This window comes from Photobacterium sp. SP02, from assembly GCF_038519165.1.
Taxonomy (GTDB): domain Bacteria; phylum Pseudomonadota; class Gammaproteobacteria; order Enterobacterales; family Vibrionaceae; genus Photobacterium; species Photobacterium halotolerans.
Genome location: NZ_JASJOJ010000082.1, coordinates 1 through 13,572 on the forward strand (window position 1 = coordinate 1; position 13,572 = coordinate 13,572).

The window sequence follows — 13,572 nt, forward strand, 5'->3', positions numbered from 1 at the left end:
TGGCAGGCCTGCAGTACCTGTTCACGGCCGCAAATATTGAGGTAACTTTCCTGCTGGCCGGCAAAGCTGGCGTCAGGCAGGTCTTCAGCCGTGGCTGAGCTTCTGACCGCAACGCTGACATTGGCGGTCTGCAGTTGCTCACAAAGTTGTTGATAAGCAAGGGTAATAGCCTCTTCTTGCTCTGTGGTGAAACTGCCCTGGGCGATCAGTGCTCTGATTTTTTCGCCTGTGTCTGTCAGCGTTATGACGCCGGCAGTCATATCTGCCAGCAGTTGGGCAATGGGTTCATCAAGCTGATTTTGTTTCAGAAAGTCGCGAAAGAGCTGGGCGCTGGTGGCAAAACCTATCGGTACTTTTATGCCTGTCTCTTTCAACTGGCTAATCATTTCACCCAGACTGGCGTTTTTACCGCCAACGAAAGGAATGTCGGTAACGCGTAACTGGTGGTACCAGTAAATGAACGGATTGGCAGTGCTCTGGTGGTCGGAAGTCATACTGCTCTCCTTTTGGACACTCTGATGATTCTGATCAACTCAGAGCCGGGACTCATTTTATTTTAGGAGTTCACACTCAAAAGATGAGTCAAGTTATGCTGGAATTATCGATTTCTTGTTATCAGCCTTGATTCCTCATCAGAGCCTGCCATTAATGGTGTAGTGGTCAAAGAGTTAAGAGGATAAAGGAGTTTTATCAGACAATGCAGCGTCGAGCAGAGAGCCGGGAAAAGAGGGAGTGGCATGAAATGGCGTCCTCAGATGCCATTGCTGCAATGAATACGGATAAAAACGGCCTTTCTTCTGAAGAGGCAGCAAAACGTCTGTCCTCTTATGGCCCGAACCGTTTACCTGAACCCCCAAAGCCACATTCCCTGCTTCGCTTTCTGCAGCAGTTCCACAATATTCTTATCTATGTCCTTCTTGGTTCTGCTGTTATGACAGCCATGCTGGGGCATGTGGCAGATACGCTTGTGATTCTGGCTGTCGTCATAGTGAATGCGGTCATAGGTTTCATTCAGGAGGGGAAGGCTGAACAGGCGATGGATGCCATACGCCATATGCTCGCACTGAAAGCATCGGTGCTGCGAGAAGGAATGCGTCATACGGTAGAAGGCGAGATGTTAGTACCCGGAGACATAGTGCTGCTTGAAGCCGGAGATAAGGTGCCCGCCGATCTCCGGCTTTTTCAAGTAAATGGCCTTCAGGTTCAGGAAGCAATATTGACGGGCGAGTCGGTCCCCGTTAAGAAAGACACCCACGCCGTTACAATGAATACGGCTCTCGGTGACAGAGTGTGTATGGCGTACAGCGGTACGCTTGTGACCAGCGGTCTGGGGTGGGGAGTGGTTGTTGCCACTGGTGCTGACACGGAAATCGGCCGTATCAGTGGCATGCTTTCAACCATTGAAACGCTAACAACACCCTTGCTCAGACAAATGAATGTGTTTGCGCGATGGTTAACAGTCCTGATTTTGTTAATCGCAGCCGTAGTTTTGGCCTTCGGGTATTTCGTTGGTAATTTTGCCTTCTCGGATATGCTGATGGCTGTCGTGGGTCTCTCAGTGGCCGCTATCCCAGAGGGGCTTCCGGCGGTGCTGACCATCACGCTGGCCGTTGGTGTACAGGCCATGGCGCGGCGCAATGTCATTGTAAGGCGTTTACCGGCCATTGAAACGCTGGGGGCGGTATCGGTAATTTGTACGGATAAGACAGGCACGCTGACTTGTAACGAGATGATGGTCGCCTCTGTCGTGACCGACGCCCATATTTTCTCACTGGGTGGAATGGGATATGAGCCGAAAGGGGAAATCTGGTTAAATGCAGCGGCAGTCGATGCGAGTGAACACGTCATTTTGGATGAACTTGGCCGTGTCGCCGTATTGTGTAATGACGCCTCTTTACACCATCACGATGGTACATGGGCGGTGGTTGGTGACCCGATGGAGGGGGCTTTGCTCGCCCTGACCGGTAAAATTGGCATTGATATTCAGGAGGAGCTTGCAGGGTGGATGCGGACCGATGCAATTCCTTTTGATGCAAAACACCGTTTCATGGCCACGCTCAATCACGATCACGAAAATCATGCGTTTGTTGCCGTAAAGGGGGCACCGGAGCAAATCTTTTTGATGTGTACCCAGCAGCGTACTGTGGCTGGCAAAAATGAAGCTTTTAACGTCAGCTACTGGCATCAACAAGCTGAGGACATTGCCGCTCAAGGACAGCGTGTACTGGCCTTTGCTGTCAAATCTGTGCCGCCGGATCATACCGTTCTTGAATTCACCGATGTTGAGCAGGATCTGACATTGATTGGCGTTGTTGGCTTGATCGACCCGCCGCGTCCTGAAGCCATTAACGCGATTGCGGAATGTCGTGCTGCCGGCATCCGGGTAAAAATGATTACCGGTGATCACAAGGGCACTGCCGCCGCGATCGCGAAAAAGCTTCATTTGCAAAACCCGGACAAGGTGTTGACGGGGGCCGACCTCGATGACATGGATGATGATGCGTTGGCGGCGGCTGTGATTGATACGGATATCTTTGCCCGCACCAGCCCGGAGGATAAATTGCGGCTTGTGATGGCACTGCAATCTCACGGGATGACCATTGCGATGACGGGTGACGGTGTTAATGATGCGCCTGCGCTCAAGCGTGCCGATGCGGGTATAGCCATGGGGCTCAAAGGCAGTGAAGCGGCGAAAGAAGCAGCGGAACTCGTCCTGGTTGATGATAATTTTGCATCAATTGTCGCAGCGGTTCGTGAAGGGCGAACTGTGTATGACAATATTAAGAAGGTCATTAGTTGGACGCTGCCGACTAATGCCGGAGAGGCTTTGACTATCATGGTGGCGTTGCTCTTCGGGATGACACTGCCGATAACGCCCATTCAGATTCTGTGGGTCAACCTGATCACCGCGATTACTCTGGGGATTGCCCTGGCTTTCGAGCCAACGGAGGCCAATACCATGCGCAGGCCACCGCGTCCCCGTAGTGAACCATTGCTGAACGGAGAGTTGGTATGGCGTATTATTTTTGTCTCTGTCCTGCTGCTTGGGAGCGTGTTCGGTATGTATGCTTACGCTGTTGATCAGGCGTATTCCTTAGAGCTGGCGCGTACAATTGCGCTCAATACGTTAGTTGTCATGGAAATATTCCACCTGTTTTTCATCAGAAATATTTATGGAACATCGTTGAAATGGGAACTGATTGCAGGCACCAAGGTTGTCTGGCTGACCGTTATCTGTGTGACAGTGGCCCAATTTGCCATGACGTATCTGCCGCCGTTACAGATACTTTTCGGTACAGTGGCTATTCCGTTCTGGGATGGGGTGATCATCCTCGTCGTCGGCTGTGTATTTTTTGCGATTCTCGAGATCGAAAAGCAGATCCGCCTGCACTTACATGACATTCGCACCGGAGATCAGGTGCAATGAGAGAGACCTGTTTGTTATGGCTGCAACTAAGCCAAGTGATCATTCAGATAGTCAACCAGGCCCGTGAAGGTTCTGACGTGCTGATAATCAGCTTCCGGGATGTTCACACCGCAGCTTTTCTTCAGAGCAGCCAGCAGGTTAAGAAAATCCATTGAGTCGAGATCGCATGCTTCGCGCAGATCCTCATCCGGGGCAATGTCCGCTTCGGTGATTTCCGGAGCGACACTCTGTATAGCTTCTATGATCAGTGTCCTGATGTCGTCTTGGTTCATAATTGCTCCGGTTGTTGTAATTGCTGAGACAGCGCATGAAGAAACTTGGCACCTTGGATGCCGTCGCTGACCCTGTGGTCAGCACTGAGCGTGACTGTCAGGGTATCGCAGATTTCAATCTGATTGTTTTTCACTTGAGGTGACTGACGCAAGCGGCCAAAACCCAGGATCGCGACTTGCGGCGGGTAGATGACGCCAAACACCCCATCACAACCCCGCTCGCCGATATTGGTCATCGTGATGGTGGCATCGGTCAGCTCAGAGCTGCGCAGCCGGCCGGTCCGGCTGCGGAGGCTGATATCCCTGAGCGCCAGCATGGTGTCATTGAGCGAAAGCTGGTCAGCGTTATGAATGGCAGGCACCATCAGACCACCTTCTCGCAGGCTGATCACTGTACCGATATGAACAGCCTGTGCCTGATCAAAGCTCCCGTTTTGGTAGAAGCCATTCAGTGACGGAAAGTGAGGCAGAAGCGTAGCGACGGCCTTGATGAGCAGGGCCGGTAACAGCAGGCGATCTTCAGGGTCCCGGTCGGCATTTTGATCGCTCAGCCATTGTTGTGCCGCGCTGAGATCGACGTCATGGCTCAGATAGTAGTGAGGAATTTCCCGTTTGGATTTTTCCATCGCAGCGCCAATCGCTGCTCGCATGGCGGCTTGATTACGGCGGTTGGCGCCTGTGTCTGTTGTCTTGGTTGTGGGTGATATGGCTGGCGTTTCTGCGTCATTGCTTTGCTGGGCCTGATGCGCCTTGTTCAAATCCCGCAATAAAATGGCACCGGACGGGCCTGTTCCTGTGATGCCTTGCAGATTGAGTTGTTGTTGTCGCGCCATTGCCCTGACTACAGGCGAGGCCATGGGAGAGCCCGCCGCGGAGCGTGCGGAGGTGTCTGTGGTTTGAGCTGGCGCAGCGGCGGGAGCCGCCAGAGGTTGATCTTGTCTCTGGGACGATGGTTGTTCAGGTGGCTGTGTCTCGTCACTTGTGCCTATGTCTGTTTCAGCGTCGAGGTCGATGTTGGCCAGAATGGCCCCGACAGGCAGTGTGGACATTGGCTGTACCAAAAGCCGGCTGATGGTGCCGGTATGGTAGCTTTCCATCTCAATGGCGCCTTTATTGGTTTCAATCACGGCGATAGAGTCACCTTTGTTGACATGATCGCCCTCTGCAACCAGCCATTCAGTAAGCATGCCGTCACGCATGTCGGCACCCAGTGAAGGCATCACAATGTCAAAAGTTTGGTGAGTCATCAGCGACCTTCCATCACGGCTTTGGCCGTCGCGACAATTTGTGCAACCTGAGGCAGGGCAGCCTGCTCCAGATGCCGGGGATAGGGAATCGGCACTTCGGCACTACAGACCCGTTTGACCGGCGCATCCAGATGCCAGAATCCCTCTTCCATGATGATGGCACTGATTTCACCGGCCAGACTGCCGGTTTGCCAGCCTTCATCAATGATGACGGCGCGGTGAGTTTTGCTAACGCTCTCAAGCAGTGTGGGTTTGTCCAGTGGGCGCAGGCAGCGCAGATCGACCACTTCCGCAGAGACCCCGTCTTGTTGCAGTTGTTCAGCGGCAGCCAGAGCTTTCGGCAGGTTGCCCCCATAAGTCATTAGACTGATATCGGTTCCCAGGCGGCGAATCAGCGCCTTGTCCATTGGTGCATCAGGGGTTTGCGGGACTGTGCCGGGTTCATTGAGCAACATGACGTGCTCAAAAATCAGGACAGGATCTGGATCAGTCAGTGCCTGTCCCAGCATGTATCTGGCATCACTGTGAGTGGCCGGACTCAGGACTTTGAGACCGGGTATATGGGCATAAAAATTTTCCCAGCTGTGCGAGTGCTGAGCGGCCAGTTGCCTGCCAGCGCCGCAAGCCATGCGGATCACCAGGGGGACATTGAACTGACCACCTGACATATGACGCAGGGTGGCAGCCGTATTGACAATTTGATCCATCGCCAGCAGGCTGAAGTTCACCGTCATGATTTCGACAATCGGGCGCATGCCACCGAGAGCCGCGCCAATGCCGACACCGACAAAGCCGGACTCGCACAGTGGCGTGTCGATAATGCGCTCAGCCCCGAACTGGGCAAGCAGTCCTTTACTGACGGCGTAGCAACCGCCATAACGGCCGACATCTTCACCCATCAGGAAGACTCGGGGATCCTGAATCAGTGCTTCTTCCAGACCGGCGCGTAATGCTTCCCGGTAGCTCATCGTTTCTGAAATCATCTTGGCTATCCCCGCAAGTCGATTTAACTGTTTGTCTGCCGGGGGCTATAGACATCCCGATACAAATCTTCAACCGGTTCCCACTCCCCGGCATCAGCAAAACGGACGGCAGCCTGAATTTCCTTTTCAACGTCTTTTTCTATTTCATCCAACTCGCTGTCCAGTAAATGGCTGTTGTTTCTCATCCATTGCACCAGTTGCCTGACTGGCCCTTTTGCTTCCCACAGAGCAATTTCTTCTTTTTCACGGTAGAGCTGACTGTCGAAGCTGGAGTGACCACGAAAACGGTAGGTTTTGCATTCGAGCAGGTAGGGTTTTTGATGTTTGTGAATGAACTCCGTCGCTTCAAGGGTGGCAGCCTCCACATCGACCACATTCATGCCGTCTACCTGTGCGGCGGCAATACCGTAACTATCGGCTTTTCTGGCGATATTGGTTTCGGACTCAGACAGGGTCAGAGCGGTACCCATAGCGTAGTTGTTGTTCTCACAGATAAATAACACCGGCAACTGCCATAAAGCCGCCAGATTGAGGCTTTCATGAAATTCACCTTCAGCAACGGCGCCTTCACCAAAGAAGCAGACCGTCAGCGCCAGACGCTGCATTTTTTTATTGGCCAGCGCCAACCCCGTTGCCAGAGGGAGCCCGCCGCCGACAATGGCATTTCCGCCATAAAAATGCGTTGCCCGGTCGAACAGGTGCATCGACCCACCGCGTCCGCGACTGCACCCTGTGGTCCGGCCGTACATTTCAGCCAGGATGCTGCCCATGCTCACTCCGCGGGCCAGTGCATGGCCGTGTTCCCGGTAAGTGGCAACCACCTGGTCATCGGCGGTCAGTACGCTCATGACACCGACTGCCACGGCTTCCTCACCGATATAGAGATGCAGAAAGCCCCGAATTTTCTCCAGTGCATAAAGTTCGGCACATTTTTCTTCAAAACGGCGGATCCTGAGCATCTGTTTGAGTTGCTGCAATAAGTGAGCTCGGTTGATATGGAGTTTGCTGATCATTGCTCATCGCTCTCCAGAGTTGAGATATCGCCTTCAGGCAGCCCGAGTTCACGGGCTTTCAGCAGCCGGCGCATGATTTTTCCGCTGCGGGTTTTCGGCAGGTTGCGGCGAAAAACAATGTCTTTAGGTGCGACGGCGGCCCCCAGACGCTGGCGGGCAAATCCCAGTAAGGTTTTTTGCAGTGCTTCATCGGGCGTAAAGCCGGGCTTGAGCGTCACAAAGGCTTTGACGATTTCACCCGCGACAGGATCCGGTTTACCGATAACGCCGACTTCCGCCACGGCTTCATGCTCCATCAGAGCGCTTTCTACCTCAAACGGACCGATCAGATGTCCGGAGGACTTGATGAGATCATCTTTGCGTCCGACAAACCAGAAATAGCCGTCTTCATCCTGCATAGCCAGATCGCCGCTGAGGTACCAGCCGTGAGCAAAGCTGTGCCGGTATTTTTCTTCCTGATGCAGGTAGCCACGAAACATGGATGGCCAACCGGGCCTGAGGGCAAGCTCGCCAACTTGCATCGGCGTGGTGATCACTTCGCTCGATCCGTTATCATGCTGACTTAGGATCGCCGCCTCGATACCGGGAAGAGGACGGCCCATAGAGCCGGGTTTGATATCCTGACTGGCGAAGTTGGCAATCATGATGCCGCCGGTTTCTGTCTGCCACCAGTTGTCATGAAAAGGGATAGAAAAGACGGTCTGACCCCAAATGACGGCTTCAGGGTTGAGCGGCTCACCGACACTGGCAATAAAGCGCAGGGCAGACAGGTCATACTGATTTCGAATATCGGTGCCAGCTTTCATCAGCATCCGGATAGCGGTTGGCGCGGTATACCAGACAGTCACCTTTTGTTGCTGGAGCAGGTGATACCAGCGCTCGGTGTCAAACTCGGCTTCGTCGATGATCATTGTTACACCTAAGCACAATGGGGCGATGATGCCGTAGGACGTACCGGTTACCCAGCCCGGATCGGCCGTGCACCAGTAAATATCTGAGGGTTTCAAATCCAGCGCCCAGAAAGCCGATCGCTGGTGATACTCGACAGCCTGATGCACATGGATCACCCCTTTCGGCTTGCCGGTCGTCCCACTGGTAAAGTGCAGCAGGGCCATGTCTTCAGGTTGCGTGTTGACGCAAGGAAAGTCGGGATTGGCTTTTTGCATGAGCTCTGCCAGACAGTAACAGTCGGGTTCGGAGCCAGAGTCACCATCGATTAAAATGACGGCTTTCAGACTTGGCAGGGTGTCTCGCCACGGTTTCACTTTTTTGCGATACAGGCTGAGGGTGGTCAGCAGTAATTGGGCTTCACCGATTTCCATACGGGAACGAATGGGTTCAGGACCGAAAGCAGAAAATAGCGGCGTAAAAACAGATCCGGCTTTTAAGGTGCCAAGCGCAGCGATATAGAGTTCTGGCTGGCGTCCGAGAAGGCTGAAAATACGGGCACCTGTCGGTAAGCCTAAGGCTGGGAGTATGCTGGCAAAACGGCTGGTGAGTTGACACAAAGCGCGATAACTGTAGTCGACCACCTGATCATTTTTACTGATCCAGCGTATGGCGAGTTTGTCGGCGACAGGGCTGTTGAGGTGACGGTCCAGCGCTTCATAGCAAATATTCAGGCCGCCATTCGGTAGTCCTGCCAGTTGAGGCCCTTCTGGACAAGGACTATCGAATTCATCATAGCATTGCCGGTAGTTTGCCAGGTTGGCAAGCGCAGCCTTTGATGATTTCTTAATAATCGGATGCCCCATTTATGCTCCCCTGAACCAGTACGGCAGAGTTGATGCTACTTCACACTGAACATCGGCGTTGTTGTATAAGGATAGTGTGTTTCGTCGGAGGGTAGGGTGATCCGGATGAGACAAGTCGGCACTTTTAAACGTCTCACCTGTTCAGCAAGCCTTGTACTACACTTAGCTCCTGAACCCATTCTCCTGAAAATACATTGCTTTCAGGCTGATAAGCGGCAGTTAATGGTAAAAAGGAGGCTCGTATTGTGTCCACTAAGGTGGGAATGCTGCGACTTGTTGAACTCTGCAAAGGGTATCAGGATGGCAATGAGTTTCATTCTGTGCTTCAGGGCGCCGAACTGACACTGCAGCGGGGCGAACAGGTTGCATTGATGGGGGAAAGCGGGTCAGGGAAAAGCACATTACTCAATCTTATTGCAGGGCTGGATAAGGCAGACCAAGGCGAAATCTGGCTGGCAGATACCCCGATTCATGCCGTGACAGAACGTGAGCGCACTGCTTTTCGTCGTCATCATATTGGTCTTATTTTTCAGCAGTTTAACTTGCTTCCTACCTTAACAACCCAAGACAATATTCAATTCTGCCGCCAGTTGAAAGGCTGGCCGGAAAAACCTGAATTGTGGCGAGCGATTGTCTCCGCACTGGATTTAAAACCTTTACTTAAGCGATACCCGGAGGAAATGTCAGGGGGGCAGCAGCAACGGGCGGCCATTGCACGGGCGCTATACATGGAGCCCGACATCCTGCTGGCCGATGAACCGACGGGCAGTCTGGATGAGCGCAATGCTCAGGCTGTCATGCGATTGCTGACCGGACTTTGTGAGCAGCTAAATTGCTCCTTGCTGCTGGTAACTCACAGCAAGCAGGTTGCCTCCCATATGAATTCCAGCATAGTGCTGAAAGGGGGCGTACTGAATGCGCAGCCCCGTCTTTAATGCGTTGTGGGGGCATTACCGGCGCCACCCTTTGCAGATAGTGCTCTTATTGCTGGGGTTAATGATGGGCGTTGCTCTGCTCGTCGGCGTGCTGGCGGTCAATCAGCAGGCCAAAGCGAGCTACAGGCAAGGCGAGCTGTTATTTGATAACCCGTTTCAGTATGCCATCCGGCATCATCAGGCAGGAATGACTGTGCCTCAGGGCTTTTACATTCAGCTGAGGCGGCTGGGATATAAGCAATGTGTCCCCCTCGAAACCCACAGGATTCAGACGACTGAAGCCGGTGAGCTGACGCTGGCAGGTATCGATCCGTTTGTGATGCTGCCGTTCACTCAGTCCAATGGTCAGGTGACGGGAGCACTGTCCCTGACACAAAAGCCTTATCCGGTATGGATAAATCGCGAACTGGCCGCGATAAAAGGACTGACAGAGGGCCAGCTACTGACGCTGGATTCTGGCGATGCAGTCGGACGCTTGGTGCTGGTGGGAAACAACCGGATTCAGGGCTCCCGCTTACTGGCAGACATGGGTCTGCTCAGGCAGTTATTCCCCCGTTCCGGCTTCACTGCCGTGCTGTGCGGTGCATTGAGCGCTCAGGAGCAACAGGATATCAATACCCTGCTGCCCGGCGGTCTGATCCTGACGGAAAACGACAGTGCACAGCTGGAACCGCTCACCCGGGCATTTCACCTTAATTTGTTTGCTATGGGGATGCTGGCTTTTGTCGTCGGGTTGTTCATCTTCTACCAGGCGATGTCATTGTCGTTAACCCAGCGTCAGTTTCTGGTCGGCTTACTCTGTCAGGCCGGCGTGACGGGCAGACAGCTGGCGGGCGCCTTGTGCATTGAAGTGGTCATCTGGCTGATGATTGGTGTCGCGGGCGGCAACTTACTGGGGCTGTTTCTGGCCCGTCAGTTATTACCTTCTGTCGCCGTGACCCTGAGTGATCTCTATCAGGCGAATATTGCGCTGACAACGGGATGGCACTGGCAATGGGGGGCGCTGAGTCTGCTTATCGCGGTTCTGGGCACTTTGCTGGCCTGCGGCTGGCCGTTAATGAGGTTGATTCGTACCCCACCGATCAGGCTGACTGCGCATATGACTATGGTGCGGGGCAGCTGGCGAGAGTTTATCTGGCAGGCAGGCATGTCCGGCGTATTTATTATTGCCGCCGTCATTGTCTATTTTGTCGATCACAGCCAGTTTGCAGGCTTTGTGCTGATTGGCTGTCTGTTAGCGGCGGCGGGTTTGATCATGCCATTTATACTGTGGGCGGCATTTAAAGCCATTGCCAGAATGTTGAAATCGCCACGGGTGCGCTGGTTCTTCAGTGATGCTGCCGCCAGCCTGAGTTACCGGGGTGTGGCAGCGATGGCCTTTATGCTGGCGCTGGCAGCCACCATAGGCATGGATACCATGGTGGGCAGCTTTCGGCTGGCAACTCAGACCTGGCTGGGCCAGAGGCTGGCTGCCGATATCTATGTGCAGCCTGCCACGGTTCAGGCCGCGGCAATAGCAAACTGGGCCGCTGAACAGCCGGAAGTGACCGAGCTTTGGTGGCGCTGGCGACAGGAAGTCCCTGCCGAGCTGAAAGAGCATACCTTGCAGGTGCTCAGTGTTGGCCGTTCAGACGGTGAAAAACAGTCGCTGCCCATGAAGCAACATATAGACGGCTACTGGTCGGCGCTGCAGAACAACGGCAGAGAGAAAGTCTTTCTCGCCAGTGAATCTCTGGCACTGAAAAGGGGATGGCAGCCCGGTCAGCGCGTTGATTTACCGTTAAGGCTGGGTGAGAACTGGCTGATGGCCGGGATTTATTATGATTACGGCAACCCGTACAGCCAGATCTTTGTGTCTGATGAGCAATGGCACAGGCTGTTTCAACAGGATGGCAAAGTCAGTCTTGCCATCCACCTGGACAACAAAGAGCACACCTCCGTGTTTCAGGGCAGGTTGCAGGAAACATTTGGCCTGAAGTCTAATCAGGTTCGCGATAACGCGCATATCATGGCACAGGCACTGGCGGTGTTTGACCGCACTTTCGTCGTCACAGCCACGCTGGGCAAACTCACGCTGTTGGTGTCAATCGGTGGCTTGTTTATTGCCACAATCGCAGGTGAGCTATCGCGCCAGAGACAGTTTGCTTTACTGCGCTGTATGGGTATGACAGGTAAAGAACTGGCCTTGCTGGGCGGGGGACAGTTAGCTGCTATTGGTGTACTGACGGCAATGATTGCACTACCCCTTGGCTTACTGCAGGCACAACTGCTGATCGATGTGGTGCTGAAGTATTCTTTTGGCTGGACCATGCCTGTGCAGTTTTTCCCGCTTCAGTACCTGCTGACACTCGGGACGGCGCTGACCGCATTGCTGCTGGCCGGTGCCTGGCCGGTGTGGCGTCTGGTCAAGCGTTCCGCCATGCTGTCGCTCAGGGAGGCATTCTGATGCTGCTTGCTGATGCGCGGTTCAAACCGCTTGCTTTAGTTTTGTGTCTCCTGTCAGGCGTATCGGGGTGCGAACCAACGAGCGTGCCAGAAAACCGGTCAGCAGACTTACTGTCTCAGCAGAGCCAGACGGGTTTTGAACAAGTCTTGCCCGGTCAGCCTCTGGTGTTTCCCAGGGATCACTTGAGTCATCCGGGGTTTCGCACCGAATGGTGGTATCTGACGGCCAATCTGGAAACCGAACAAGGTCAGTGGATTGCGGTGCAATGGACGTTATTTCGCATTGCCACTCAGCCGCTTTCAGGCTCTGAAGGCGCCACAGGCTGGCAAGATACGCAGCGGTTTATGGCGCATGCGGTGGTGACCACGGCAGAAAAACGCTGGCAGGCTGAGCGCTTTGCCCGCGGCGGCATTGGTCAGGCCGGTGTGGAAGGAGAACCGTATCGTCTCTGGCTGGATAACTGGCGCTGGCAGGGGCTGGAGTCATCGCCGTTTCCCGCCACCCTGACGTTTTCAGACAGTCATTCAGATGCTCATACCGATGCTCACACTAATAGCGATAGCAGCATGAACGATAGCAGCATGGCCGCAACGCTCAATATCCGGAGCTATGGCAATCTGGTCAGACAGGGTGAGGCGGGTTACAGCCAGAAAGACCCCACGGATCCGCGGCTGGCGTCTTACTACTACAGCATGCCATTTTTGTTACTGGACGGGGTTGTGACACTCGACGGCGAGACAATGGCGGTGAAAGGTGAGGGCTGGTTTGATCGCGAATGGAGCAGTCAGGCGATGTCTGAGCATCAAACCGGCTGGGACTGGTTTTCTCTCCATCTGGATGATGGCCGCGCACTCATGCTCTATCAGCTCCGCAGTACGCAGCATGATCCTTTTGTCTTCGGCAGCCTGAGCTGGCCGGATGGCCGTTCAATCGCCCTGTCTTCTGATCAGGCTTCGTTAACACCGATAGCGACAACGACACTTTCCGGCAGGGCATTTCCGATCCGCTGGCATTTGCTAGTGCCTGCGCAACAGATCGATCTGGATGTACAGGCGCAAAGGGAAGATCAATTACTGCCGTTTCTTTTCCCGTATTGGGAAGGCCCGGTTAGCGCTTCCGGCAGCCAAAACGGACTAGGTTTCATGGAGCTGACAGGGTATTGATAACATGGTTTAGCGGGCATACGTATTTCATTATCACAGCCCAAGTCTGCTTATTCATATTTGAGTGGTACGCTCCATCAGGGTGTACTGAAGAATGCCATCGCCCTCACTAGGCTGGCCGGCAAGCTCGGCAGTGTGTTGGACGACTACCGCCTGATGACCTCCGGCGGCATTACCTCAGTGCTTATGATGCAGCGAAAAATCTGGCACGATGACGACACCCAGCATACCGAAGAAGAACTGCACAACCTGGACAGCGTGCAAAGCCGGATCCGCATCCGCCTGACCGACCCGGCACCGGGCGAATCTTACCCGCAGGTTCGCGCGTATCA

The 13,572-nt window shown here is 53.9% G+C and carries 11 protein-coding genes; 5 read left to right on the top strand and 6 right to left on the bottom strand.

What is annotated here, in order from left to right:
* The coding region (locus P0Y67_RS20820) for a PEP/pyruvate-binding domain-containing protein (RefSeq protein WP_342393396.1) at window positions 1-494 on the bottom strand (494 nt) is incomplete at its 3' end.
* Window positions 495-697: 203 nt separating this feature from the next.
* Here P0Y67_RS20820 and P0Y67_RS20825 point away from each other — a divergent pair.
* Window positions 698-3,427, top strand: a complete 2,730-nt coding sequence (locus tag P0Y67_RS20825) for a cation-transporting P-type ATPase (RefSeq protein ID WP_342393397.1) — start codon at window positions 698-700, stop codon at window positions 3,425-3,427.
* 26 nt (window positions 3,428-3,453) lie between these two features.
* Here P0Y67_RS20825 and P0Y67_RS20830 read toward each other — a convergent pair whose 3' ends face one another.
* Genes P0Y67_RS20830 through acsA form a run of 5 tightly spaced genes read right to left on the bottom strand, consistent with a single transcriptional unit; the run spans window position 3,454 to window position 8,696 of the window.
* A complete protein-coding gene (locus tag P0Y67_RS20830; protein WP_342393398.1) occupies window positions 3,454-3,699 on the bottom strand; it encodes an acyl carrier protein in 246 nt (81 codons plus the stop codon).
* Window positions 3,696-4,946: a dihydrolipoamide acetyltransferase family protein gene (locus P0Y67_RS20835; RefSeq protein WP_342393399.1), complete on the bottom strand. Its 1,251-nt coding sequence runs from the start codon at window positions 4,944-4,946 to the stop codon at window positions 3,696-3,698. Before P0Y67_RS20835 ends, P0Y67_RS20830 begins: the two co-directional genes overlap by 4 nt.
* Window positions 4,946-5,929 carry an alpha-ketoacid dehydrogenase subunit beta gene (locus P0Y67_RS20840; RefSeq protein WP_342393400.1) on the bottom strand — a complete coding sequence of 328 codons (984 nt, stop codon included), beginning with the start codon at window positions 5,927-5,929 and terminating at the stop codon, window positions 4,946-4,948. Before P0Y67_RS20840 ends, P0Y67_RS20835 begins: the two co-directional genes overlap by 1 nt.
* Window positions 5,930-5,952: 23 nt before the next feature.
* Window positions 5,953-6,942 carry a pyruvate dehydrogenase (acetyl-transferring) E1 component subunit alpha gene (gene pdhA, locus P0Y67_RS20845; RefSeq protein ID WP_342393401.1) on the bottom strand — a complete coding sequence of 330 codons (990 nt, stop codon included), beginning with the start codon at window positions 6,940-6,942 and terminating at the stop codon, window positions 5,953-5,955.
* The gene (acsA, locus tag P0Y67_RS20850) at window positions 6,939-8,696 is read right to left on the bottom strand and encodes an acetate--CoA ligase (RefSeq protein ID WP_342393402.1); all 1,758 of its coding nucleotides are present in this window, start codon (window positions 8,694-8,696) and stop codon (window positions 6,939-6,941) included. Before acsA ends, pdhA begins: the two co-directional genes overlap by 4 nt.
* Window positions 8,697-8,959: 263 nt before the next feature.
* Between acsA and P0Y67_RS20855 the strand changes: the two genes are divergently transcribed.
* The 4 genes from P0Y67_RS20855 to P0Y67_RS20870 form a co-directional block, all read left to right on the top strand.
* Complete coding sequence (locus P0Y67_RS20855) at window positions 8,960-9,631, top strand: ABC transporter ATP-binding protein (RefSeq protein ID WP_342393406.1); 672 nt, start codon at window positions 8,960-8,962, stop codon at window positions 9,629-9,631.
* Window positions 9,612-12,077, top strand: coding sequence for an ABC transporter permease (locus P0Y67_RS20860; RefSeq protein WP_342393403.1), 2,466 nt, complete (start codon window positions 9,612-9,614; stop codon window positions 12,075-12,077). Before P0Y67_RS20855 ends, P0Y67_RS20860 begins: the two co-directional genes overlap by 20 nt.
* Entirely contained in the window at window positions 12,026-13,240 is a 1,215-nt protein-coding gene (locus P0Y67_RS20865) for a lipocalin-like domain-containing protein (protein WP_342393404.1), read from the top strand. Before P0Y67_RS20860 ends, P0Y67_RS20865 begins: the two co-directional genes overlap by 52 nt.
* A 60-nt stretch (window positions 13,241-13,300) precedes the next feature.
* A partial coding sequence (locus tag P0Y67_RS20870) for a hypothetical protein (RefSeq protein ID WP_342393405.1) occupies window positions 13,301-13,572 on the top strand: 272 nt, incomplete at its 3' end.